We start from the raw sequence: 23,194 nt of genomic DNA on the forward strand, positions 1-23,194 counted from the left end.
GCCGCTCCATCGCGGCGAGGACCCGTTCGTCACTTCCGGCCCCCGGTGGTGGGGCGGCCGTGGTGGAGTAGGGTCTCCCCACGTCACGCCGGACACACCGCATCGGGGATCAGCCTGTGACGCCGTACTCCCTGGCGTTCTACATGGACGTCATCACCACCGGCACCGTGCTCGGCGTGGACCCCGCGGATTCTCCCGACCGCGTGACCGAGTTCCTCGGCCCGGATTTCGCCGAGAACGCCTTCGGCTCCCTCAGCATGTGCCGTGACTACGGCCTCGTCGAGTTCTACTGGCACCGCGGTGCGGCCGACCACCCCTGGTCGGGGCACCACTTCAGCCTGCAGGTGCACCGGCTGGCGTTCCGCGATCGCACGCTGGTCAACGCCGAAATGCGCGCCAGATACGGCAGGTTCACTCCCAGGCTTCGCTTCGACAAGCTTCGACGCCTGCTGGACCGGCGTGGTGTCCCCCTGCTGGAGGTCCCCGAAATCCCGGCGAACGCCCCGTACTTCCGCACTTTCTGGCAGCCCCGTTCCCATGTGGCCGTCTCGGTCATCGGGACCTACGGCAGGTACAGCACGCCCGACAATCTGCGGGTCGGCGACGTGTACAAGGTCCAGGCACCGGTCTCCGTCGAGGAAGTGGAACGGCGGAGGACCCTGAAGGGGTGAGGGATCCCCGGCCCGCACGACAACCGGGCCCCCGGCGAGGCCGCCTGGAGTGAGTACCGGGCTCTCACGGTCTGATCTGCGTCCACCCGCTGCGGTTCATGGCCGCCCACGGGCCGCGCCGCCCCACGGCGGCCGAGGGTCCGACGGCGTCCTCGAGGTGTCGAGGGCCGCCGCCGACCTCGACCTGCACCGGGGGGCCTTGTACATCGCCACCGGTGATGGCTGGAGTGCGACGGTGAACCGACGATCGCCCACCGGCTACTTGGTGGCGTAGACGGCCGTGTAGCCGCCGATGAGAGGACGGGCCTCCGTCGTGGAGAAGCCTGCCGCCGCCAGCAGGCGGGTCGCATCGGCGACGGTGTACTCGGAGCCGCCTTCCGTGTCGATGAGCATGTTCAGGGACACCATGAACCCGTAGGTGTTGTGCCGCCGGTCGTCGTCGATCATGGCGTCGTAGACGATGAGCGTGCCGCCGACGGGCAGGGCGTCATGGGCCTTGCGGAGCAGGAACTGCCGCTGCCCGGCATTCCAGTCGTGGAGGATCTGCCCCATGACGTAGACGTCGGCCGGGGGAAGGGGGTCGGAGAAGAAGTCGCCGCTGTGGAAGGACAGGCGGTCGGTCAGGCCGTGCGCGGCGGCGAATTCCTCGAAGACCGGTCGAACCGGGGGAAGTTCGAAGACGGTTCCGGTCATCTCGGGGTGGGCCCGCAGCACTGCCGCGGGTACGGCCCCCAGGGCGCCGCCGAGGTCGACCACGTGCCGGCGGCCGGTCCAGTCGAAGTCGGCGGCGAGTGCCCCGGCGAGGGGGGTGCTGACACCGTTCATGCCGTTGAGGAAGTTGCGCCACGCGACGGGGTCTTGGCTCAGCGTGGCGAAGAAGGGGGCTCCGGTGTGCGTGACTTCGTTCTGCTGGGTGCCGGTTCGCAGGGCATCGGTGAGGTTGTCCCAGAAGCCGAAGAGACGGGTGTTGGCCATCTCCAGGATGCCGCCGATGTAGGAGGGCTTGGTCTGGTCCAGGAAGACCTCGGACGCGGGGCTGTTGCGGTAGACGCCGTCGTCGTCACGGTCCAGCAGGCCCAGCGACACCAGGGCGTCGAGGAAGTCCGCGGAGGACCTGGGGTGGAGGCCCACTTCGGCGGCGAGGGACGCGCGATCGCGACCGCCCCGGGCCAGGACGGTGAACAGCTCCAGCTCCACCGCGCTCAGCAGTGTCTTCGAGGCCATGAACCCCAGACCCAGCTGAAGGATCGGCTCGGGGGTGATCGATTCGTCGACGGTCACATGTATCTCCACTCACTCGACAACGGATTCTCAGGTCGGTCGCTCGTCGCGGTCTCGCACCGCCGCCCCGGGCGGGACGGGCCGTGCGCCGCGTTCAGAGCGTCTTGATCTGGCCGCCGTCGATGAGCACCTCGGCCCCGTTGATGTTGCCCGCCACCGGCGAGGCCAGGAAGACGGTGAGGTCGGCCACCTCCTGCGGCTCGGTGATCCGGCCCGAGGTGATGCCCATGCTCTTGGGCACCACGACGTCCAGGGCCTCCTGCGCCGTGGTGCCGGCGGCCGCGGCGGTGGCGTCGGCGAAAGCGCCGGGGGCCGTCCAGAACGGGGTGCGCACCGGGCCGGGGGAGATCGCGTTGACGCGGATGCCCTTCGGTGCGAACTCCTCGGACAGCGACTTGCTCAGGTTGGTCAGCGCGGCCTTGGCGGCGGAGTAGTCCACGACCATCGGGAAGGGCGTGCGGGCGTTGATGGAGCTGATGTTGACGATCGCCGCACCTTCGGCCTCGGCCAGGTACGGGAGCGCGGCGCGGCTGGCGCGGACGGCGCTGAAGAAGGTCAGGTCGAAGATCCGCCGCCATTCGGCGTCGGTGACGTCGAGGAACCCACTACGCGGTTCTGCGGCACCGACGTTGTTGACGAGGATGTCGATCCGCTGGTGGCGCTCCACCGCGCTGCGGACCAGGGTCTGCGCGCCCTCCGGTGCCGCCAGGTCGACGGGCACGATCGTGACGTCGTAGGCGGTCGCCAGCGCGTCGAGTTCGGGCGTCGAGTTGCGGCTGCCGGCGACGACGCGGACGCCTTCGCGGGCCATCGCCTCGACGACGGCCAGACCGATGCCCTTGCTGGCTCCGGTGACGACGGCGACCTTGTTCTTGAGGTGCAGTTCCATGAGGAATCCTTTGTGGAGTGATCAATACAGAATTACGGCAAACGGAAGCCCGGCCCACACGGTGTGCATCAGAGCCCGCCCGCGGTCAGCCGAGGGCGCGCATCGCCACCGCGAGGGCGTCCTCGACGAAGGACCGCCCAAGACGCGCCCGGCCGACGACCGGCAGGCCCTGGACGAAGGTGGTCAGGAAGCGGGCCAGCTCGACCGGGTCCTTGTCCGGCGCCAGCTCACCCCGCGACCTGGCCCGCTCCAGGGCTCCCGCCAGGGACGACTCGACCTGCCGCATCGCCGCGACGACACGTTCGGCCGCCGGGGGCCGGCCGCCGCACTCGGTGGCGGCGTTGACGACGAGGCACCCCCGCGACGGATCGGTCAGATCCGCCTCGATCATGGCGACGAGGACCTGTCGCACCGCCGACCGGATCTCGGTCGCGTGCTCGAGGATCTTCACGAGGTCGTCCGCCTGGAGGGCGGAGTAACGCTCGAGGGCGCGGAGGTAGAGCTGCTCCTTCGAGCCGAAAGCCGCGTAGAAGCTGCCGCTTCCGATCGACAGCTCGTCGAGGAGGTCCTGCAGGGAGGTCTCGGCGTAGCCGCGACGCCAGAACAGGTCCATCGCGCGGTCGACCGCTTGGTCGACGCCGAACTCCCTGATCCGTCCCATGCCCGGAAGCCTAGCACGATTCTGGATTGTTCAATAAAGTAAGCGTTCCGGGGGCCGTCCCGCCCGCCGCGGTCCTCGCCGGGCTCAGAGGGATGCCAGCCAGGCCGCGGTCTCGTCGGGGTGGCCGAAGCGGAGGATGTCCAGCGGTGCGAAGCGGGGATCGCCGGCGCGGCGCTCGATCTCCAGGCGACGGCCCACGTGCTGGGACCAGGACCACCAGGCAGGATGCTCCCGGCTCAGCCAGCCGGTCAGGGTTTCCCTGTTGCCCCCGAAGATCGCCTCGCGCGTGACGGTGCGCCGCACGGACCGGCGCAGGACGCGCGGCATGATGACGCGCCTGGGGTAGTCCAGCCACACCACGGTGTCGGCCCGCCCCCACAGCAGGTCACGAACGTCCGGGTAGCCGAGGGAGTCGACCACCCAGCGGGGCCCGGCGGCGAACCCCGCCACGTCCTCGGCGAACGCGCCGTTCACCGCCCAGTCGGGGCCGTTGAAGTACAGCGCGTCCATCTCGTGGTACGGCAGGCCCAGTCGACCGCCCACCGCACGGGCGAGCGTGGACTTGCCCGCGCCCGTGGCGCCCACCACCAAGATCCGTTCCACGACCGTGCACCCTACCCCCGGCCGCCGCGGTGCGGCGGTGGCGGATGCCCGTGACGGGTCAGCCGGCCTTGTTCGGATCGAAGCCGTACCGGCGATCGCGGACGGCCGCCACGACCTTGGCGACCCGGGCGTCGAAGGCGTCGAGTTCTTCCGTCTCGGCCGCGTCGGCGACGAACGCACGTCGGTCACACAGGACGCCTGCCCGCCAGATCCGTTCGATGGCCCGGGTCGCGGTGATGTCGGTCAACGGGTCGCCGGACACGAGCATGAGGTCCGCGCGCCGACCGGGCGCGACCTGCCCGCGGTCGGCGAGGCCGAACACTCGTGCCGGAGCGGCGGTCGCGGCGTTCAGCGCCTGAGCAGGTGTCATGCCGCAGCGGCCGAGCAACTCCAGCTCCCGGTGCAGACTTGCCCCGAACACGGTCCCCGGGTTCGGGGCGTCGGTGCCGGCCAGGACCGTGACGCCCGCGTCGACCAGGCGGCCGACGTTCTCCTCAGCACGGGAATAGGACGGCATCGCTCGCCCGTGCCGCCCCGATGCGCCAGAGCTCAGCCGCCGCGCCTGCGCGTCCCCGAGCGCCGCGGCGAGTCGGGGGTCGGCGGCCACGGCGGCCCCGCCTGGTTCGCCCAGGACGTTCTCGATGGTTGCCAGCGTCGGGCCGACCGCGATTCCGGCCTCGGCGATACGCTCGGCCAGGGCTCCGTCCAGTTCGCCGTCCACGGGCACGTGCGCGATGACGTCGACGCCCGCGGACACGACCTCGCCCATGCCGGCCACGGAGTGGATGTGCGCGACGACCACGAGTCCGCGGCGATGCGCTGCCTTGGCCAACGCGGTGATCGTGGCCAGGTCCAAAGACGGCATCGTCCGTGGACCCGCGGTGCCCGACGGGCCGAAGACCTTCACATGGTCCGAGCCTTCGGCGACGCGGTCCGCGACGAACTGCTCGGCCTGCTCCGGTCCCGTCAAGGTCGGGAACGGGGCGTACATCGCCGAGGGATGCCCGCCAGGAGCGGTGGCACCGATCCCCGCGGAACGCACGTCGGCCACGTCCGGCCGAGCGGCGGCCTGTTGCTTGGCCACCGCCATCACGTCGGCCTGGCTGAACATGTCCAGTGCGGTGGTCACACCGAAGGTGAGCCCCTGCGCCAGAGCGCCGGGCACCAGGTGGATGTGCGAGTCGATCAGCCCCGGCAGGAGGGTGCCACCCTCCGCGTCGACCACCACGTCGCCGTCCCGGGCGGTGGGACCGGTGGCGCAGTCGGTGATGACGCCGTCGGCGAACCGGACCGACGTCCAGTCCCGCAGCCGGGTGCCGTCGAAGACCCTCGCGTTGACGATCGCCGTCGCTTCGGTCACGAGGCCCCTCCCGAACGGATGCGCTTGGTGGTCAGGGCGGGGCAGCCGCCCCTGACCGATGGCGCCAAGCATCGCACCCGCGCCGGCGGCCCTCGTCACCCGGCTCCGGACATGGTCGGCCGGACAGGTCCTACCCGGACCGCTCGTCGTAGGTCTGCTGGTTGCGGCGGATCTCCGCGTGCCGGTCGGCCGACCAGGCCGCCAGCTCCAGCACGGTGGACAGCAGGGAGGTGCCGAGCCCGGTCAGGGAGTACTCGACGCGCGGCGGCACCTCGGCGTACGCGGTCCGGTCGACCAGGCCGCTGCGCTGGAGCTGCTTGAGCGTGAGGGTGAGCATCCGCTGGGAGATGCCGGGGATGGCGTGCGCGAGGTCGGAGTAGCGCACGGGTCCGTCGGAGAGGGTGCCGATGATCAGCACGCTCCACTTGTCGCCGACCATGTCGAGGATCTCGCGGATGAGGTCCGCGTCCCCGTCGCCCCAGTGCGCGCACGGGCCGGGGACGCGCCGCACGCTCGCCCGCACGTTGGTGCGTCCCTGCCGCATCTCGCTGCCGGTGCCCACGTCCGCCGCCTCTCCCACGATCCACGCACATCAATGTGCCTTTTGTATCGCTTCTCACACTAATGCAGAGTGAGGCTACGAACAGAAAGTGAGTTTCGAGAGGGGCCCACCATGCAGATCGACTTCTGGTCCGACATCGTCTGCCCGTACTGCGGACTGGCGGACAACCGGCTGCGGCTGGCGCTGGAGCGTTTCGAGCACGCCGGAGAGGTGCGGATCGTCCACCGCTCGTTCCAGCTCCCCCCCGACCTGCCCCGCGAGGGCATCACGCAACGGCGGCTCCTGGAGAAGCACGGGATCTCCGTGTCCAGGGGCGAGCAGATCTTCGCGCCGATCGAGCGCGCCGCCCGGGACGAGGGGCTGGACCCGTACCACGCGCTGGAGCGGACGCTGGGGCCGACCGACTACGCGCACGAACTCCTCGCCCTCGCCACCGACCAGGGGCGCGGCGGCGAGGTGTGGACGGCGATGTTCCGCGCCCACTTCGGGCAGGCGCGCGAGCTGTGGACCCGCGAGCAGGTCCTCGACTTCGCCACCGAGGCCGGCCTCGACCGCACGGAAGCCGCGGAGGCGCTGCGCGACCGGCGCTACCGGGCCCGGGTGGACGCCGACCAGCGCGAGGCCGAGCGCCTGGGGGCACGCGGGATGCCGTTCATGGTCCTCGACGGCACGTACGCGATCCCCGGCGCCGTCGGCGTCGACGAGCTCCTGGCCGCGATGACCAGGGCCTGGGAGGCGGCGCACCCCGAGCCCCGGCCGCTGCGGATCCTCGGCGCAGAGGGCGCGGCCGCCTGCGGCCCGGACGGCTGTGCGGTCCCCCGGCCTCCCGCGCCCTGACGACACGGCCTCGAACGCCACGCCCTCACCGGGGCCCGCTCATGCCCGCGCGCCGGAACCCGGCCGGCGGACCACCACCACACCCGCACACCCGCACCACAGCGAAAGAGCCACCACCATGTCCTACCTGCTGCGCATCGACGCCTCGGCCTCCGGCGACGCCTCCGTCTCCCGCCGGGTCGCCGATTCCTTCACCTCCGCCTGGGCCGGCGACGTCGTCCGCCGCGACCTCGCGCGCGACCCCGTCGGCCACCTGGACGCGGCCGGCATCCAGGCCCGTACGACCCCCGCCGACGAGCACACCCCCGAGCAGAAGGCCGCCGCTCTGCTCCAGGACGAACTGGTGGAGGAGTTCCTGGGCGCCGACGCCTACCTCTTCGCCGTACCGCTCTACAACTACGCGATGCCGTCGGTCTTCAAGGCGTGGCTGGACCACATCATGATCGTCGGCAGGACGATCGGGCTGCCCGGCCCCGCTCCCACCACCGGCCGCCCCGCCGTCCTCGTCTCCGCCCGGGGCGGCGGCTACGGTCCCGGCGCGCCCCAGCACGGCAAGGACTTCCTGATCCCCGCGCTGGAGACCATCCTCGGCGATCCGCGGCTGATGGCCCTGGACGTCCGCTCCATCACGCCCGAACTGACGTATGCGCCCACGGTGCCGTCGCTCGGGCACCTGCTCCCCGAGCACCGCGCCTCACTGGAGGATGCGCACGCGCGGGCGCGCCGTCAGGCGGTGGAGGTCGCCGCGCTCACCGCCAGCCGGTCGGCCATCTGACCGGCACGACCTCCTTGAGCGCCGCCAGGCCCCTCACAGGCCTGCCTCGGGCCGCTCGGCGAGGTCGGCGGGCTGGTCGTGCTCCCGGAACGAGGCGGCCCGGTCAGAGCTGCGGCGCGGCGTTCCAGCTGGCCAGGAGCGGCAGGACGCGGGCGGTGGAGGAGTCGGGTTCTGCGGTGTAGACGACGAGGCGCTGGTCGGGCTCGTGGGGCGCGCGGACGATCTCGATGTCGAAGGTCATCGGGCCCGCCGTGGGGTGCTGGACGCGCTTGCTCACCGACGCGTAGTCACGGACGGCGTGGTCGTCCCACCAGCGGGCGACGTCGGCGTCGGTGGTGCGCAACTCGTCGACGAGCGCGGTGAGGCGGTTGTCGTGCGGGCGGCGGGCGGTCTCCCGGCGCATCGTGGCGACGGTGGCCGAGGCGAAGTCCTGCCAGTTCACGATCCGTTCGCGGGCGACCGGGTCCTGGAACATGTAGCGGACGAACGACGTCCCCGGCTCCAGCGGACGGCCCAGCACCTCCACGAGCAGGGCGTTGCGGGCCAGCACCTCGCCGCGGTGGCCGAGCAGCAGTACCGGGACGTGGTCGAGCGTGCGCATCAGCCGCAGCAGCCCGGGATCGGGGCGCTGCACCGACTGCGGGGTCGCGGCGCGCCGCCGCACGGTGGGTGCGGCGAGGTCGCGCAGATGCGCGTGCTCGACCTCGTCCAGGCGCAGCGCCCGGGCCAGCGCGTCGAGCACCTCGTCGGAGATGTTGGCCTGGCGTCCCTGTTCGAGCCGGCTGTAGTAGTCCGGGCTCAGGCCGGCGAGCACGGCCAGCTCCTCGCGCCGCAGCCCCGGCACCCGCCGGGCACCGGGGAACGCTTCGATGCCCGCCTGGGAAGGGGTGATGCGGTCCCGGCGGGAGCGGAGGAACGCCCCGAGCGCGGCGCGGTCGCGTGGCATGGCTCCAGGGTAGGCGGCACGCCGTCGCCCTGGGTGGTCCTGCCATGCCCAGGTACGTCCTGACCTGGCCCGATGCCGGCGGGCCGCCGTAGACAGGGACCCATGACCACTTCTCTTCACACCACGGACAGCACACCCCCCACCCCCGGTTCCCGGCTGGCCGGCCGCACCGCCGTGATCACCGGCTCGACCAGCGGGATCGGTGCGGCGATCGCCCGCACGCTCGCCGGCGAGGGCGCCCACGTCGTCGTCAGCGGCCGGCAGGGATCCCGCGGCAAGGAGGTCGTCGAGGACATCCGGCAGGCCGGCGGCCGGGCCGACTTCGTCGCGGCGGACCTGGCAGGCAGCTACGAGCAGCTGCGGGCCTTCGCCGCGGAGGCCACCGACGCGCTCGGCGGACGCGTCGACATCCTGGTCAACAGCGCGGGCATCTACCCGGCGACGGCGACCGAGGACCTGCCGGACGCCGACCTGGACGCCATGCTCGCGGTCAACGTCCGCGCTCCCCACGTCCTGGTCGCCGCGATGGCGCCGGCCATGGCCGAGCGGGGCAACGGCGTCATCGTCACCATCGGCTCCTGGATGGCCCGCGTCGGCAGCCCCTACGCGGCGATGTACACCGCGACCAAAGCGGCGGACGAGCAGCTCACCCGCAGCTGGGCCGCGGAGTACGGCCCGCGCGGCGTGCGGGTGAACGCCGTCGCGCCCGGGGCGACCCTCACGCCGGGCAACGAGGCGGCCCGTGTCGAGCTCGACGCGATGACCGCCGCCACCCCGGCAGGCGTGGTGATCCGGCCCGACGACATCGCCAAGGGCGTTCTGTACGTCGCCAGCGACGACGCGGCCATGGTCCACGGCATCACGCTCTACGTGGACGGCGGAATCTCCGCCACCCGCCCGAACTGACCCCTCCCGCGCCCCCGCCGCCTTCCCTGCGGCGGGGGCGCCGGAACCAAAGCCTCCTCACCGTCCAGCGATGACAATTATGAACTTGCCTAATCATTTTAGGCAAACTAGCCTGCCGCTCATGAAGCCGTTGACCGAGCAAGAGATCCGTAGCGCGTTCGTGAACTGCACCAAGGGCGAGGCCAAGCGCCTGTTCGTCCCCCGTGACCTGGCCGAGCAGCCCTGGGACGACCTGGACTTCCTCGGCTGGCGGGACCCCCAGGCCCCCGACCGCTCCTACCTCGCCACCGAGCTGGAAGGCCGCACGGTGGCCCTCGCCCTGCGCACCTCGGGCCCGGCTTCCTGGCAGGCGCGGCTCAGCATGTGCTCGATGTGCCTGACCACCCACTCCGGGGGCGTCTCACTCATGGTCGCCGCGAAGGCCGGGAAGGCCGGGCAGCAGGGCAACACCGTGGGCGCCTACATGTGCAGCGACCTCGCCTGCCCGCTGTACGTGCGGGGCATGAAGGACGCGGGCATCGGCGCGCGGCTCCACGAGACGCTCACCCTGGAGGAGAAGATCCAGCGGACCGTCGCGAACCTCGCCGCGTTCATCGCCAAGGTCACCATGTGAACGACGCGGGGGTATCAGCCGACTATCGCTGACCTGCGACGATCGGTTACGCTCCCGCAAGATCACGCGGCTCGGGGTGGGGGCACCATGCACAAGAAGCACGCACTGGTCCTGGCAGCGGCGGCAGCACTCGTCGCCGCCGTGCCGGCCACGCTGGCGGTGCACCGCCACGTCGAAGCGGCGGAGCGTGCGTCGCTTGAGCGAGCGGCTCAAAAGGTCTTCCAGCACAACGCCGCCCTCCCCACCGCGTATTGGCGGAGGGACGAACCGCAGGCGGACGTGATGTGGGACGGAGCCATCTCCACCGCCTACATCCAGCAGGTCGAGATGGACGGCGACCGGGCCAAGGTGTGGGTCGACGAGTCCACGAGGCCGTACGCCACCGACCGGTTCGGCAAGACCCACAGGGCCGATGTCCCCTGGGTGAGCACTCACCTCTTCGTGTTCGAGCCCACAGGGGACGGCTGGCGCCTCGCCGAGGACCTGACCACGGCCGAACGGGACAACGGCTGACGTCGCCGGCGGCACCGTCCCCCCGCCTTCCGCGAAGGTGCGGGGTCGACCACCCGGGACACCACACACGTCAGGGACCGATGTCGCCGGGCAGGCCGACTCGACCGTCGGCCCGTGGCCCGCGCCGTCCTCCACCGCCCGAAGGGCGTTGCGCAAGGACCCCGCCCGCACCGCCTCGGGGTGGACAACGCGTGCCGCCGCTCCGGGAAGCTGCTCGGCATGCGATGAGTGCGCCAGGCCCGCCGCGCCGCTGCCGTCGGCCTCGGCACACCCCACCCGCTCCTCAACCACCCCCGCACGGATAACCCTTCGCGCACCCTAGGACCCCTAGGTTAAAGTGAGGGCCCCTAGGAAAGAGCGGGAGGGTTCATGGTGCGAGCCGGACTGACGGCGGAACGGGTGACGGTCGCGGGCGCCGAACTGGCGGACGAGGTCGGACTCGACCACGTGACCATGTCGCAGGTCGCCCGGCGGCTCGGCGTCAGGGACGCCAGCCTCTACACGCACGTCCGCAACCTTGAGGACCTGCGTGGACGGATCGCGCTCCTGGCCGCCGACGAGAAGACCATCCGCATCGCCGAGGCCACCGCGGGCCGGGCCGGCAAGGACGCCCTCGTCGCGTTCGCCAACGCCTGGCGCGAGTACGCCCACCAGCACCCCGGCCGCTACACCGCGACGCAGACCCCCCTGCAGATCGACCCCGAACTGGCCGCCAAAGCCCCCGGACCACGGCGCGCCGTCGAGCTGACCTACGGCATGCTCCGCGCCTACGGACTCGCCGAGCCAGACCTCACCGACGCCGTAAGGCTGCTGCGCAGCACCTTCCACGGGTTCGTCGCCCTGGAGGCCGCCGGCGGCTTCGCCCACCGGCGCTCACCGCAGCAGTCCTGGCTCCGCGCCCTCGACGCCCTGCACCACCTCCTGGAGCACTGGCCCCCGTCCCGAGAAGGAGAAGCAGCCCCATGACGACCGACCCCACCACCGGCAGCCTGCCCGTGAACGGCGCGACCCTGCACTACGAAGTGCGCGGCCGGGGCCCCCTCCTGCTCCTGATCCCGGGAGGAACCGGCGGCGCCGCGACCTTCGACGACATCGCCGACGACCTGGCCACCGCGTACACGGTCGCGACGCACGACCCGCGCGGCATGTCCCGCAGCACCCTCGACGACACCGACGCCGAACAGCACGTGGCCGAACACGCCGACGACGCGCTCCGCCTCCTCGACCTGCTCTCGCCCCACGAACCCGCCCGCGTCTTCGGCGCCAGCTCGGGCGCGATCACCGCCCTCCATCTGCTCACCACCCACCCCGAACGCGTCGCACGCCTCGTGGCGCACGAACCGCCGGTCGTGGACGTCCTCCCCGACGCCCCCGAACACCGCGCACTCGTCGCCCGCGTGCAGGACACCTTCCGCACCCAGGGCCTCAAGCCGGCGATGGCCGCGTTCGCCGAGGGCATGAAGAAGGACGACGACACCACCGACCCGAAGCCCGGGATCAAGCTTCCGCCACGCGCGGCGGCGCGGGTCGAGCGGACCATGGGCAACCTGCCCCTCTTCGTCGGCCGCATCGTGCCCGCCTTCATGTCCTACGCCCCCGACACCGACCGCCTCAAGGCGCTGTCGGACCGGATCGTGCTCGCCGCCGGCCAGGACTCGCGGGGCGAACTCCCCCACCGCGCGGCGGCGTCCCTGGCCGAGCGCCTCGGCACGGAACTCCGGTACTTCCCCGGCAGCCACATCGGCCTGACGACACACCCCACCGAGTTCGGCGAGCACCTCCGCGCGGCCCTCGGCACCCGGTAGACCCGCGTCCCCGACCCGATTGGGTGCGGTGCGGCTGCGGGGCGGCCGGGGCGGTTGTTCGATGGGCGGCAACGGTCCCCGTCGCGCCCCGTGCGGGGCCGACGGCCGGGCAGGTGGTGCACCGTGGCAGGCAAGGACGCTCCCGCCGGCCTCGACTCGGTCGCCGACGAGCTGTACCGGCTGCCGCCCGCGCGGTTCACCGCCTCCCGCAACGCACACGCGCAGGCCGCCAAGAAGGCCGGCGACCGGCCCCTCGCCGACCGGATCGCGGCCCTGCGCAAGCCCACCACCTCGGCCTGGGCCGCCAATCTGCTGGCCCGCGAACGCCGGGACGAGATCGGGCCGCTCCTCCGACTCGGCGAAGCGCTGCGGCAGGCCCACCGCAGCCTGGACGGAGGACAACTCCGCCGGCTCAACCGGCAACAGCGGGAGCTCGTGCAGGCACTGTCCCGGCAAGCCGCACAACTGGCCGCGGAGGCCGGACAGCCCCTCGCCGGCCAAGCCGTGCAGGAAGTGGAGGAGACCCTGCACGCCGCACTCGCCGACCCCGACGCCGGCGCGGCGTTCGCGGAGGGCCGCCTGACCAAGCCACTGTCGGCGACCGTGGACATCACCGGCCAGGCCACCACCGCCGCCGAGGCCGCGCACCGCACACCGAAGCCGGCACGAACCGCCGAGGACACGGCGCGGGCCCGCCGCGAGGCGGAGCGACAGCGCCGACGCGAGGATGCCGAGCAGGCCCGACAGCAAGCCCGCCGGGCGGAGCAGGAAGCCGAGGCCCGGGAAAGCGAGGCAGCTGCCGCCCGGGAGGACCTGGACGCGGCGGACCGGCAGCGCGACCAGGCTCAGGCCCGTCTCGACGAACTGCTCGGGCGGGTCAAGGACGCGGAGCAGGCCGTACGGGCAGCCCGCGACAGCCAGGGCCAGGCCCGGCGACTGGTGCGTGAGGCCGACAAGGCCGCCCGCGACGCCCGTCGGCGGGCCCACGAAGCGGCCGCCCGTTCCGACCGGCTGACCGCACCCCTCGACGATCCGGGCCCCTGACCGGACCCCTGGAGGTTCACGCCCCGGGCCCCGCGCTCCCACCCTGACGGCCCGGAGCCCCCGCCTCCCCTCACATCACGACCGGCCGCCGAACTGCCAGTTGTGGACCTCGATCCCGGCGTACGCGTCGGAGGTCAGGACAGCGCGTGCGGCATCCTCGTCCGGCGCCCGGACCAGTGCCGCCGTCCCGAGCCACGTGCTGCCGTCGTCGGACAGCAGGGGTCCGAACGCGACCAGGTCGTCCCGCAGGGGCGGCACCACGAGGTCGGCTCCCCCGCCCGTGCCGAGGCCGAGCACCAGGTACCGGTTGCCGCCGGTACGGCCACCGGGGAAGTCCCACATGGTGCGCCCCAGCAGGTTGCGCCACCGGCGCAGCAGCACGTCCCGGTACACGCCCGCCTGGTAGCCGGGCTCGTCGAAGGCGAACGCGCGGGCAGCGGCAGCGTTCGGCAGGTCGACCATGTGCACGCTGCCGGTGGGCTCGCCGTCCTCGGCGGTGAGCGTCGGGCCGCGGGCGATCATCTCCTTCTCGTACTGGTCCATGTACGACCAGTGCTGCTCCAGCAGCGCTTGACGCAGCGCCAAGGAATCGGGCCGGTCACGGTGGTAGCAGAAGAACTCCATGCGCACACTCTCCCCCGGCGCCGGTCCTGCCCGCTCGGGGCCTGGTGCGCGGACCCGGCACGGTGAGCGGGGTCCACGACGGCTGCGGAACCATCGACACCGTCATGGACGTGACGTGCGCGGCTCAGGAGTTCGCCGACTCCCGGACGTTCACGGCGATGGCCCGCTCGAGGAGGGCGGGGTCGGCGAGCGACATGGGATGGGCCAGGCCGTAGAAGACCGCCGCGCTCGCTTCGGCGATCGTCACGTCCGTGAGCGAGGCCTGTGCGAGCTGTGCCATGGCCCAGCGCCGGCGCTGCACGTCCTCGGGCACCTCGGCCCCCTCGATCGCGTCGCGGAGGGCGGCGTCCGAGCCGGCCGAGACCGCCCACATGGCGTCGACGGCCACTTCCTGCAGGGCGAAGAACTCGGTGGCCGGTTCGCCGGACGCGATGCCGCCGCACAGGTATGCGGACAGGCAGGAGGCGTGGAGGGCGGCGGACATCATGCCTTGCCCGTAGGTGGCGTTCAGGGAGGCAACCGCGTCGCCGACGCCGAGCAGGCCGGCGGGGTAGCGCGACAGCCCCGTGAAATCACGGCGCCGGCTGTCCGCCTGGTGGAAGGTCAGGACGTCCCGGGTGACGGCGCCGCTGGTCACCTCCCCGAAGGGATGCGGCAGCTTCTCGCACAGCGCGCGGAACTCCTCGATCGACCGGGGAGGCCGGCCCTCCGCGTAGGTGGTGAGCCCCACGAGCCACTGGTCGGCTTCGACGGGCTTGGCCAGGGCCACGGCCAGGCCGTCCGGCCCGGGCGGCAGCGTGAAACGGGCGCCTGTGAAGAACGGCTCTTCCGTGTGCCGGCCGGTCCGCTCGAAGAGCGCCGTCGCGTAGTGGGCCCCGGTCTGCATGCGCTGGAGCCGGGGCCTGTCGAAGCCCGCCTGCTCGACCCAGTCCGAGGACTTGGAGGCGCGTCCCATCGCGTCCACCACGAAGTCGGCGGGCAGCGCGCCGGCGACACCGTCGACGACGTACCGCACGGCGTTCACCGCACCGTTGTCGTCGTACTCCAGGCCCGTGGCCTGTGCCGCCATGGTCTCGACGTTGGGCAGGGCCAGGACCCGGCTGCGTATGCGCGACTCGAGGAAGGGCCGCGTGCAGAAGAGGAACGCGGTGTCTCCCGTGCGGAGTTGCTCCCTGCCGTCGACGTACATGGTCATGCGCTGGGGGCCGAGCAGGACGCCGCCCAGTTCCCGCGCCTCCCGCGTGAATCCCGGCAGCCACCGCTCCAGTTGTACGAGCCCGGCGGCCTGCAACCCGTGCACCTGACGGTCGTGGGGCACGCCCGCACGAGGGCGTCCCTCCGCATTCGTCTCGTCCCGCTCGACGATCACAACGGACCGGGCGTGGTCCGCGAGTACCCGGGCCGCCAGAAGGCCGGCGACACTGCCACCCAACACACACGCTGTGTCGAACAGCACGGGGGGATGCTCGGGCACGTCCGACCTGACGATCCTGTCGTACGCGGTCATGGGCGAGACAGCCACACATTCTCCTTGGCCCCGATGGCGACCCGCACCACCCTTGGGCTTCTCTCAGTGGTCGGCCTGCTCTCGGCCGAACGACCTCTGCGCGAGCTACGGTCGCGACCATCCGCCTGGGAACAGACATTCCGTCAAATATGTTTAGGGAAGGGCCTGTTGCCTTCGAACTTCGAACGGCGCGTCGGAGCGTACGGCAAGCTGCTTGATGCGGCAAGCATATGTGCGGCTCGCGCGAGCGGTGAGCCCGTCGGGGCCTGTGGCGGTCCAACCGGGCCCGGAGACCTACTACTTGACGAGTCAAGATGACTCATGGTTACTTGACGCCGCAACGACTGCGCGGCCCTCGCCGCCCCTTCCCCCTCTCATCACGGCCGGGACTCCCGGCGACCCACGCATGCGGCGTCCCCGCATGCGTGATCCCGCGATTTCGCACAGGAGCGAGAATTGGCAACCCCCGAGCAGTACAAGAGCGGTGCACTGTACGTCCGTGCCACCGAGGGACCCGTCAAGTGGGTGGCCGGCGACGAGTACACCATCAAGGTCAGCAGCAAGGAGACCGACGGCCGGCTCGGCTTCGTCGTCGCCACCGTGCCCCCGGGCAACGGACCGATAGCGCATCTCCACGAGCACAACGAGGAGGCGTTCTACGTCCTCGAGGGCGAGCTGGAGTTCCTGGACGGCGAGAACACCTTCGTCGCCTCGGCGGGTGACTTCGTCTTCGTTCCGCGTGGTGTGCGGCACCGGTTCAAGAACATCAGCGACCGCGAGGCCAAGATGGCATTCTTCTTCACCCCGGGCGGCCCCGAGAACTTCTTCCTCGACTTCGGGGACGACCCGCTGCCCGGGCACTCGCCGCGCCTGTGGACCCCGGAGGATTTCACTCCGGAAATGATCGCGGTCAACGAGGCCATGGGGAACGTCGTCCTCCCCGAATGACGGGTCAGCCCCGCGGCCGGGCGCAACAGCCGTCCGACGGCCACCACGCCCCATGCTCCTCCGCCTCACCAGCGGGGACCGGGTCAGAAGACCCATGCCGCGGCCGCGACGCAGGGGCATTTGACGCATGCGGCAGCCCCGGCACCACTGCCACAGTGTCCTGGGCAGCGGACGAGGCCTCCGACCTGCACTTACCCCTGCCCTGATCACCCTGCGCATTCCGTGGCACCCGGTGGCACCCGCCGGGTGCCACCGCAGACGGACCCGCATGTCACCGGACCGCCGGCCCGGGCGCAGGGCCATGCCCGACACGGGCCGCGTCGTCCCCTCCCGGGATGCCGGGCGGCCGCACAAGGAAGAGACAATGGCTCCACTCGTCAATGAACCCATGGCCGATACGCGCGACATGTACATGGCCCACACTGCGCTGCGCCGCGAGTTCAGGCTGCTTCCCGACCTCATCCGGTCCGTCGCGCCGGGCGACGCCCGGCGCGCGGAGGTCGTCGGTGCCCACGCGGCGCTGGTGTGCCGGGTCCTGCACTCGCACCACGAGGGCGAGGACCTGCTGCTGTGGCCCAAGCTGGCCGAGCGCGCCGGCGTGGACGCGGAGGCCATCGTGCCGACGATGGAGCAGCAGCACCACGCCATCGACGCACTGCACGGCGAGGTGACCGGACTGCTCGGGGGATGGCGCTCGACCGGGCAGGGAGGCGAGGAGCTCGCGGACGCGTTCGAGCGGCTGTTGACCGTGCTCGTCCGGCACATGGCGCTGGAGGAGAAGGCGATCCTGCCGCTGGCCGCGAAGTACGTGACCGCGGCGGAATGGCACCAGCTCGGCGAGCACGGGATGGCGAGCACCCCGAAGAAGGACCTGCCGCTCGTCTTCGGCATGGCGATGTACGAGGGCGACCCGGAGACCATCAAGGCGGTGCTGGCGACGGCCCCGCTGCCCGTCCGGCTGATCGTCCCCGTCCTGGGGCGCCGCCGGTACGCCGCCCACGCCCGGCAGGTGCACGGGACGGTCAGGCCGGCGCGCGTCGGTTCCTGACGTACCCGACGGTTCCCCGGCCGGGACCGGGGCGTCAGGGCCGAGGCCGGTGCCTCGGCCCTGACGCCGGCCCGGGGGAACGGCCCGTGCGCATGCGGGCGGATGCGTGCGTTCGCTTTCCCTGCCGGACCCCTTTCCCGCCGAATACGACGGCACAATCCCGCCCTATTCCGATTCCACTCGACATCCGATTCGCGCAGGTGAATCAATTGTGACATTTCTCTCAATGCACATTCCGCCCGCATATTGCCTTGTGTGATAAATATCCCAATAACGGGAATTCATGTTTGCGGATGTCCCCACAATATCTGCGGGTGTCCCGCACTCCCCGCCGGAAGGGCCGCCGATGGCCCCGGCAGGACCCTACGGTGGCCGCGATGGGGGTTCCCCGAGTGGGCCGCGCGTGACGCGGAAAGCGCCGCCCGGGCCCCGGGGAACCGGGCAACTCCTCACAGTTCGCGAGGACATCGTGATCGAAGCATTCTGCACGGACATCCAACCGCCCGCCGAGCGGGCCGAGTACTGGAGGGACGCCGTACGCAGGGCGTTCACCCGGCTGGAGATACGCACCCAGGGGCCGGCCGAGCTCCACGGGGCGATACGCCAGGCCTGCGTCGCCGGCGTCCAGGCCGGCTCCCTCGAAGCGAGCCCGCAACGCATGGCACGCACCGCGCCGCTCATCGCCGCCGACGGGGACGGCTCGCTGATCGTGAGCCTGCAACGCACCGGCGGCAGCGTCGCGGCCCAGGACGGCCGCGAGACACCGGTGGCCGCCGGCGAACTCGTCATCCTCGACAGCCGCAGGCCGTACGTCCTGGACTTCGCCGGCCCCGTGCGGCAGCACGTGGCCACGGTCCCGCGCCAGCTGCTGGACCTCCCCGACTCGCTCCTGCGCCTGGCCACCGGCCGGACCTACTCCCCCGGCCACGGGATCGGCGGGATCCTCGCCTCATACGTCGACGGGCTCGTGACGACGACGGAACACTGCATCTGCGCACAGGACGCCAAACGCTTCCTGCGGCAGGGCATCGTCGACGTGCTGACCGCCCTGGTCGCCCTGGAAGGCAACACCGGGGAGCAGGCCGCCGTGGAGCGGGCTCTGCTGCAGCGCGTCCGCGCGTACATCCGCGCCCATCTGGACGATCCCGCGCTCTCCCCGGCCTCGGTCGCGGTCGCACACCACATCTCCGTCCGCTACCTGTACCAGCTCTTCCAGGACGAGCCCATGACCGTCGGCCGCTGGATCCAGCGCCTGAGGCTGGACGCCTGCCGCAGGGACCTCGTACGACCGGAGCTCGCGGGACAGACGGTGGCGGCGATCGCACACCGGTGGGGCTTCGCCAGCCACGCGCACTTCAGTCGTACCTTCCGGGCGGTCTACGGTCTCTCCCCGGCGGAGTGGCGGCAGGCCGGCGCCCTGCAGGTCGCACCCCTCCGGGCAGCCGGCCCGCTCCCCCAGCCGACTGACAGGTGATCAGTCCTGCCGCAGCTGCCCCGCGTCCTCGCCGAGGGCCTCACCGGCGGGCCGGGGCAGCGTGGCGGCGGCCGGTTCCTCCATCCGGGTCAGCGCGACCATCGCGAGATCGTCCTCCGGGAGCGCACCGGCGTGGTCGACGAGGTCCCGGAGGATCTCCCCGAGCGCTTCCGGCAGGCATTCGTGGTCGGCCGGGCCCTGCCGGACCCAGCGCCACGCCGTCGCGCGGTCCATCAGCGGGTAGCAGTGCCCCGCGGCGTCGCGGGCCTCGACGAGCCCGTCGGTGTAGAGCAACAGCGTGTCCCCAGGGGCCAGTTCGAAGCGTTCCTCGATGGCTCCGCATCCCCGCAGAGCACGCAGTCCCAGCGGGGGTGACGGGCAGCCCGCCACAAGGGCGACGCTCCCCCCGCGGGCCCGTACGGGCGGCGGATGCCCGTGGTTGACCATGCGGGCGGACCGCTCGCCGTCCCTCACCTCCAACAGCAGTGCGGTCACGAAGCGTTCGTCCGTGTCGCGGACGGTGCCTTCGGCTTCGGCCAGGTGGCGCAGGAAGCTCTCCTCCAGCCGCGCCGACAGCTCCTCCAGGGTCGCCGCACGCGGGGCCCATTCGCGGAAGGCCCCGAGCACGGCCGCGACGTCCTCGAACGTGGGCAGGCCCTTGCCGCACACGTCACCGATGATCAGGCGGGTCGTCCCGCCTTTGCGCGCGACGGCGTAGAGGTCCCCGCCGACCTGTCCCCGCCCGCCGCAGGCCCGGTAGACGGAGGCGAGCCCCAGCGCCCCGATGCGCTCGGGGAGCGGCCGCAGCAGGGTCCGCCGCACGGTGTCCGAAACGGCGCGCGCCCGCGCCGCCCCGTGGCGGTACCGGTCCTTCATGCGGGCCATCACCACCGCCACGACCCCCGCGGTGACCAGCGGCGCGAGTCCGCACGCGAGACTCGGATGGGCGTACAGCGGCAGGATCACGCACACCGCGCACACCGCGAGCATCCACGCCACTCCGCCCACGACGGCCAAGTGCCGTGTCGGCCGCCCGTCGTCGGGCTCCTCCTCGAACTGTTCGATGTCCGGCATCGGCATCACTCCCTTGGGGTCCGTGCGCGGGGCCGGGGGCCGACGGATCCGCGAACGGTGCCGGACCCGCGCATTGGCGTCCCACTTGTGATGGGACAACTCGACCGTAGGAGGAGTCCCCGCCGGCCTCCTTGCCCCGTTGTGCACGGCCCCTTGCCCACCCGTGCAGTCCCCGCCCACCTGGGCGCCCGGGCGTCGCGCCGGCCCCCGCACGTCCGCGGCTAGCGCTTGGCGAGGCCCGTCAGGGCGTCGCGGAGCGCCGCGCGGGAGGTGATGCCGAGTTTGGGGAAGACCCGGCCCAGATGGCCGCCCACGGTGCGTGGGGAGAGGTAGAGCCGCTCGGCGATCTGCTTGTTGGTCAGGCCGGAGGCCGCGAGGTGGGCGATCTCGACCTCCTGCGGGGTGAGGCCGACGGACTCCGGCCCGTCGGCCCGCTTGACCATCCATCCGGTCGCCTGCAGCGCGCGCCTCGCCCGGTCCGCCCACGGCCGTGCGCCGAGTTGCTCGAAGGTCGCCAGGGCCGCGCTCAGTGACGCCCTGGCGTCGGTGGTCGACCGCGCCTTGCGCAGGCGTTCGCCGTAGGCCAGGGTCACGCGTGCCAGGTCGAAGGGCCACTGCTGGAGGCCGGGGTGCGACAGGGCCCGCTCGAAGTGCCCGATCGCCTCCTCGTCCGCCTCGGCGGCCGTCGCGGCCGAAGCGTCGACGAGCATGGCCCTGCGCGGGGAGAGCGCCGCGATCCCGGCCTGCCGGACGGCGGTCACGTGGGCGGCCGCCTCCGCCGACCGCTGGGTGCGCACGGCCGCCTCCACCACGTCCCCGGCCACCAGCAGCGCCACCGGTGTGTACGGGGCCAGTTCACCAGGTGGGCTGATGGCCGACGCGTGCCGGTAGGCGCGTTCGAAGTCGCCCTCCGCCTGCGCGACGAGCACCCGGATGTGGTCCGCCAGGGTCACCAGATGGCGCGCGCCACGGGACGTCCCCCACAGGGCCATGGCGTCGGCTGCCTCCTCCGCGAAGCCGGCTTCGCCGCGCGCCGCCGCGACGACCGCCTTGTAGTAGCGGAAGTACCAGGAGACGGCCTCGAAGGCGTGCTCCTTGCACAGGCGCAGTCCCTCGTCGGCAAGCTCCGTCGTGTCGTCCCACCGGCCCGCGAGGAACGCGTCCGTGCACAGGAGCGGCAGGGTGACGATCTGCCGGCGGCCCTGCGGCAGGACGCGCGATACGGCGTCACGCACGCCGGAGAGCCGGTCGGCGGCGATGCTCGCGGCGCCGATCCGTGTGATCCTCGACGGGGCCGTCTCCTGGGGAAGGCCCGCGATGAGTTCCTCCAGGTCCCCCAGTGCCGCCAGGGCGGTGCGTGCGGGATCGCCCTGGGTGGCGACGTTCACTCCCAGCAGGCGCGGCGCGTCGGGGCCGAGCCGGTCCAGGATCCGGTGGAGGGGCGTCCACAGCTCTTCGCGGCCACCCAGGCAGCACAGCATCAACAACAGGTAGAGGGCCTCCTCCAGGGCCGGGTCGCAGACGCGGTAGGGATGGTCGGCGTTCTCGATCGCGCCGAGGAGTACCTGGTGGGCCGTGTCGATGTCCCCCTCGCCGTCGAGCAGCCGGTGGACCGCGACCGCCGCCGAGTAGAGGGACGCGCGGGCGTCGGAGCCAAAGCGCCGGGCGTCGTCAAGAAGGCGGGACGCCATCGTCAGCTCACCGGAGGCGTCCGCGCGTATGTACGCGGCAGTGGCCAGCCGGCGGCCGCGGTCGGCCGCGCCGGGGCTCAGATGCGCGGCCTTGGTGAGAGCCCGGATCGCGGCCATGGCGTCGCCGCGCCGCAGGACCCGGTGGGCGGTGCCCTCCAGCAACGCTGCGACGTGTTCGTCCTGTTCCACGCAGGCCTCCCCCAGGTGCCACGCGCGCTGGTCGGGGCGGTCGTGCAGCACCTCGGCCAGTTCGCCGTGCACGGCACGGCGCTCCGCGGAGGTGGACGCGTCGACCACCGCGGCACGGAACAGCGGGTGCCGGAAGTTCACGCGGTGGTCGAACTCCTCGATCCGCACGAGGCCGTCACGCTCGGCGGCCTCCAGGTCCACCAGGTCGGCCCCGACGCCGAGCCGGTGCGCGGCGGTCTGCACGACGGCCAGGTCCCCCGTCCCCTCCAGCGCGGACACCAGCAGCAGACGACGTGTCGCCGCGGGCAGCTCCGCCACGCACGAGCCGAAGACCTCGCGCAGGCGCCGCGTGAGCGGCAGTGCGGCCGGCGGCCGCTCCAGCCCGGCGCGCTGCGGCCCGGTCAGGGCCGCCGGCAACTCGACCAGGGCCAGTGGATTTCCCTGCGCCACGGCGACGACGCACTCCACGACCGGCCCGGCGAGGTCCGGATGGGACGAGCCGGCCAGGAGCCGCGACGCGCTCTCGTCCAGCGGCAGGACCTCGTGTTCGGCGCGCACGCCGTCCTCGACGGGGCTACGACGACCTTTGCGGACGGCCGCCAGGAACCTGACGCGGCTTCCCGGGAGCCGGCGTGCGGCGAATCCCAGCACGGCCGCGCTCGCCGGGTCCACCGCATCGAGGTCGTCGACGACCAGCACTACGGGCGTCGCGGTGGCCGCGTTGCGGAGCAGTACCAGGGCCGCGTTGGAGACCAGGAACCGCTCGGGCGGGGGTCCCTCGCCGAAGCCCAGGGCCACCCGCAGTGCCTCGCGGTGCGCCCCGTCCAGGGCTTGCGGACCCTCCTCCCACAGCGGGAAGAGCAGCTGGTTGAGCGCCGCGTACTCCACGTCGCTCTCGGACCGTGTGCCCGCCGCCCGCAGCACCCTGGCACCGGCTGCCAGTGCCCTCTGGGCGAGGTGGCCGAGCAGCGCCGTCTTGCCCACCCCGGGCTCGCCGGACAGCAGCACCGCGCCACCGGAATCGACGGAGCCCAGCAGACCCTCGATCCGGTCCACGTCCCCCGCGCGACCGACCAGCCCCTGGCGCGTTCCACCGCCGACGTCGGCGGTGTACACGGAGGTTTGCATCGGAGTTTCCGGCTCTCTTGTTCCGGGGCTGGACGGAAGCATTCT

Annotated in this window: 23 protein-coding genes; 12 read left to right on the forward strand and 11 right to left on the reverse strand. The window is 72.2% G+C overall.

The window, feature by feature from the left end:
- Positions 1-116: 116 nt before the first annotated feature.
- Complete coding sequence (locus AC1VWI_RS07575; protein WP_499510164.1) at positions 117-671, forward strand: hypothetical protein; 555 nt, start codon at positions 117-119, stop codon at positions 669-671.
- 258 nt (positions 672-929) lie between these two features.
- Here AC1VWI_RS07575 and AC1VWI_RS07580 read toward each other — a convergent pair whose 3' ends face one another.
- The 6 genes from AC1VWI_RS07580 to AC1VWI_RS07605 form a co-directional block, all read right to left on the reverse strand.
- A complete protein-coding gene (locus AC1VWI_RS07580) occupies positions 930-1,952 on the reverse strand; it encodes a methyltransferase (RefSeq protein WP_499510165.1) in 1,023 nt (340 codons plus the stop codon).
- Between the two features lie 94 nt (positions 1,953-2,046).
- Positions 2,047-2,841 (reverse strand): SDR family NAD(P)-dependent oxidoreductase, encoded by a 795-nt coding sequence (locus tag AC1VWI_RS07585; RefSeq protein WP_499510166.1) that lies wholly within the window; start codon positions 2,839-2,841, stop codon positions 2,047-2,049.
- 85 nt (positions 2,842-2,926) lie between these two features.
- Positions 2,927-3,502 (reverse strand): TetR/AcrR family transcriptional regulator, encoded by a 576-nt coding sequence (locus AC1VWI_RS07590; protein ID WP_499510167.1) that lies wholly within the window; start codon positions 3,500-3,502, stop codon positions 2,927-2,929.
- An 84-nt stretch (positions 3,503-3,586) separates the two neighbouring features.
- On the reverse strand, positions 3,587-4,105 hold the full coding sequence (locus AC1VWI_RS07595; RefSeq protein WP_499510168.1) for a P-loop NTPase family protein: 519 nt from the start codon (positions 4,103-4,105) through the stop codon (positions 3,587-3,589).
- Between the two features lie 58 nt (positions 4,106-4,163).
- Positions 4,164-5,465, reverse strand: coding sequence for an amidohydrolase family protein (locus tag AC1VWI_RS07600; protein ID WP_499510169.1), 1,302 nt, complete (start codon positions 5,463-5,465; stop codon positions 4,164-4,166).
- A gap of 130 nt (positions 5,466-5,595) precedes the next feature.
- On the reverse strand, positions 5,596-6,045 hold the full coding sequence (locus AC1VWI_RS07605) for a winged helix-turn-helix transcriptional regulator (protein WP_499510170.1): 450 nt from the start codon (positions 6,043-6,045) through the stop codon (positions 5,596-5,598).
- Between the two features lie 93 nt (positions 6,046-6,138).
- Between AC1VWI_RS07605 and AC1VWI_RS07610 the strand changes: the two genes are divergently transcribed.
- On the forward strand, positions 6,139-6,864 hold the full coding sequence (locus AC1VWI_RS07610; protein ID WP_499510171.1) for a DsbA family oxidoreductase: 726 nt from the start codon (positions 6,139-6,141) through the stop codon (positions 6,862-6,864).
- A 118-nt stretch (positions 6,865-6,982) separates the two neighbouring features.
- Positions 6,983-7,639 carry an FMN-dependent NADH-azoreductase gene (locus AC1VWI_RS07615; protein WP_499510172.1) on the forward strand — a complete coding sequence of 219 codons (657 nt, stop codon included), beginning with the start codon at positions 6,983-6,985 and terminating at the stop codon, positions 7,637-7,639.
- A gap of 103 nt (positions 7,640-7,742) precedes the next feature.
- Here AC1VWI_RS07615 and AC1VWI_RS07620 read toward each other — a convergent pair whose 3' ends face one another.
- A complete protein-coding gene (locus AC1VWI_RS07620) occupies positions 7,743-8,585 on the reverse strand; it encodes a helix-turn-helix transcriptional regulator (RefSeq protein ID WP_499510173.1) in 843 nt (280 codons plus the stop codon).
- 102 nt (positions 8,586-8,687) lie between these two features.
- On the opposite strand from AC1VWI_RS07620, the gene AC1VWI_RS07625 reads away from it, so the two are divergent.
- The 6 genes from AC1VWI_RS07625 to AC1VWI_RS07650 all read left to right on the forward strand — a co-directional run bounded on the left by AC1VWI_RS07625 (position 8,688) and on the right by AC1VWI_RS07650 (position 13,466).
- Positions 8,688-9,491: an SDR family NAD(P)-dependent oxidoreductase gene (locus AC1VWI_RS07625; protein WP_499510174.1), complete on the forward strand. Its 804-nt coding sequence runs from the start codon at positions 8,688-8,690 to the stop codon at positions 9,489-9,491.
- Between the two features lie 121 nt (positions 9,492-9,612).
- Positions 9,613-10,104, forward strand: a complete 492-nt coding sequence (locus AC1VWI_RS07630) for an FBP domain-containing protein (RefSeq protein WP_499510175.1) — start codon at positions 9,613-9,615, stop codon at positions 10,102-10,104.
- Positions 10,105-10,191: 87 nt separating this feature from the next.
- The gene (locus AC1VWI_RS07635; protein ID WP_499510176.1) at positions 10,192-10,617 is read left to right on the forward strand and encodes a hypothetical protein; all 426 of its coding nucleotides are present in this window, start codon (positions 10,192-10,194) and stop codon (positions 10,615-10,617) included.
- 369 nt (positions 10,618-10,986) lie between these two features.
- Entirely contained in the window at positions 10,987-11,583 is a 597-nt protein-coding gene (locus tag AC1VWI_RS07640) for a TetR/AcrR family transcriptional regulator (protein WP_499510177.1), read from the forward strand.
- Positions 11,580-12,422 carry an alpha/beta fold hydrolase gene (locus AC1VWI_RS07645; RefSeq protein WP_499510178.1) on the forward strand — a complete coding sequence of 281 codons (843 nt, stop codon included), beginning with the start codon at positions 11,580-11,582 and terminating at the stop codon, positions 12,420-12,422. Before AC1VWI_RS07640 ends, AC1VWI_RS07645 begins: the two co-directional genes overlap by 4 nt.
- Positions 12,423-12,545: 123 nt before the next feature.
- Positions 12,546-13,466, forward strand: a complete 921-nt coding sequence (locus AC1VWI_RS07650) for a hypothetical protein (protein ID WP_499510179.1) — start codon at positions 12,546-12,548, stop codon at positions 13,464-13,466.
- 75 nt (positions 13,467-13,541) lie between these two features.
- On the opposite strand, the gene AC1VWI_RS07655 is transcribed toward AC1VWI_RS07650, so the two are convergent.
- Positions 13,542-14,090, reverse strand: a complete 549-nt coding sequence (locus AC1VWI_RS07655) for a YciI family protein (RefSeq protein ID WP_499510180.1) — start codon at positions 14,088-14,090, stop codon at positions 13,542-13,544.
- Positions 14,091-14,214: 124 nt separating this feature from the next.
- Positions 14,215-15,597, reverse strand: coding sequence for an FAD-dependent monooxygenase (locus AC1VWI_RS07660; RefSeq protein ID WP_499516741.1), 1,383 nt, complete (start codon positions 15,595-15,597; stop codon positions 14,215-14,217).
- A gap of 456 nt (positions 15,598-16,053) precedes the next feature.
- Here AC1VWI_RS07660 and AC1VWI_RS07665 point away from each other — a divergent pair, with 456 nt between their 5' ends.
- The 3 genes from AC1VWI_RS07665 to AC1VWI_RS07675 all read left to right on the forward strand — a co-directional run bounded on the left by AC1VWI_RS07665 (position 16,054) and on the right by AC1VWI_RS07675 (position 19,067).
- On the forward strand, positions 16,054-16,545 hold the full coding sequence (locus AC1VWI_RS07665; protein ID WP_499510181.1) for a cupin domain-containing protein: 492 nt from the start codon (positions 16,054-16,056) through the stop codon (positions 16,543-16,545).
- 388 nt (positions 16,546-16,933) lie between these two features.
- Positions 16,934-17,593 carry a hemerythrin domain-containing protein gene (locus AC1VWI_RS07670; RefSeq protein WP_499510182.1) on the forward strand — a complete coding sequence of 220 codons (660 nt, stop codon included), beginning with the start codon at positions 16,934-16,936 and terminating at the stop codon, positions 17,591-17,593.
- 469 nt (positions 17,594-18,062) lie between these two features.
- Positions 18,063-19,067, forward strand: a complete 1,005-nt coding sequence (locus tag AC1VWI_RS07675) for a helix-turn-helix domain-containing protein (protein ID WP_499510183.1) — start codon at positions 18,063-18,065, stop codon at positions 19,065-19,067.
- Here AC1VWI_RS07675 and AC1VWI_RS07680 read toward each other — a convergent pair whose 3' ends face one another.
- Both AC1VWI_RS07680 and AC1VWI_RS07685 read right to left on the reverse strand, forming a co-directional pair.
- Positions 19,068-20,141: a PP2C family protein-serine/threonine phosphatase gene (locus tag AC1VWI_RS07680; RefSeq protein ID WP_499510184.1), complete on the reverse strand. Its 1,074-nt coding sequence runs from the start codon at positions 20,139-20,141 to the stop codon at positions 19,068-19,070.
- A 221-nt stretch (positions 20,142-20,362) separates the two neighbouring features.
- Positions 20,363-23,149, reverse strand: a complete 2,787-nt coding sequence (locus AC1VWI_RS07685; protein ID WP_499510185.1) for an ATP-binding protein — start codon at positions 23,147-23,149, stop codon at positions 20,363-20,365.
- Positions 23,150-23,194: the final 45 nt, after the last annotated feature.

The sequence above is a fragment of the Streptomyces sp. TOM-9 genome (assembly GCF_056858595.1).

Excerpts from the sequence above, each read along its gene's own strand:
- AC1VWI_RS07585 (WP_499510166.1), bottom strand. The coding sequence starts at position 2,841 with ATGGAACTGCACCTCAAGAACAAGGTCGCCGTCGTCACCGGAGCCAGC.
- AC1VWI_RS07660 (WP_499516741.1), bottom strand. The coding sequence starts at position 15,597 with ATGACCGCGTACGACAGGATCGTCAGGTCGGACGTGCCCGAGCATCCC.
- AC1VWI_RS07630 (WP_499510175.1), top strand. The coding sequence starts at position 9,613 with ATGAAGCCGTTGACCGAGCAAGAGATCCGTAGCGCGTTCGTGAACTGC.
- AC1VWI_RS07635 (WP_499510176.1), top strand. The coding sequence starts at position 10,192 with ATGCACAAGAAGCACGCACTGGTCCTGGCAGCGGCGGCAGCACTCGTC.
- AC1VWI_RS07670 (WP_499510182.1), top strand. The coding sequence starts at position 16,934 with ATGGCCGATACGCGCGACATGTACATGGCCCACACTGCGCTGCGCCGC.
- AC1VWI_RS07590 (WP_499510167.1), bottom strand. The coding sequence starts at position 3,502 with ATGGGACGGATCAGGGAGTTCGGCGTCGACCAAGCGGTCGACCGCGCG.
- AC1VWI_RS07655 (WP_499510180.1), bottom strand. The coding sequence starts at position 14,090 with ATGGAGTTCTTCTGCTACCACCGTGACCGGCCCGATTCCTTGGCGCTG.
- AC1VWI_RS07625 (WP_499510174.1), top strand. The coding sequence starts at position 8,688 with ATGACCACTTCTCTTCACACCACGGACAGCACACCCCCCACCCCCGGT.
- AC1VWI_RS07680 (WP_499510184.1), bottom strand. The coding sequence starts at position 20,141 with ATGCCGGACATCGAACAGTTCGAGGAGGAGCCCGACGACGGGCGGCCG.
- AC1VWI_RS07640 (WP_499510177.1), top strand. The coding sequence starts at position 10,987 with ATGGTGCGAGCCGGACTGACGGCGGAACGGGTGACGGTCGCGGGCGCC.
- AC1VWI_RS07610 (WP_499510171.1), top strand. The coding sequence starts at position 6,139 with ATGCAGATCGACTTCTGGTCCGACATCGTCTGCCCGTACTGCGGACTG.
- AC1VWI_RS07620 (WP_499510173.1), bottom strand. The coding sequence starts at position 8,585 with ATGCCACGCGACCGCGCCGCGCTCGGGGCGTTCCTCCGCTCCCGCCGG.
- AC1VWI_RS07615 (WP_499510172.1), top strand. The coding sequence starts at position 6,983 with ATGTCCTACCTGCTGCGCATCGACGCCTCGGCCTCCGGCGACGCCTCC.
- AC1VWI_RS07685 (WP_499510185.1), bottom strand. The coding sequence starts at position 23,149 with ATGCAAACCTCCGTGTACACCGCCGACGTCGGCGGTGGAACGCGCCAG.
- AC1VWI_RS07645 (WP_499510178.1), top strand. The coding sequence starts at position 11,580 with ATGACGACCGACCCCACCACCGGCAGCCTGCCCGTGAACGGCGCGACC.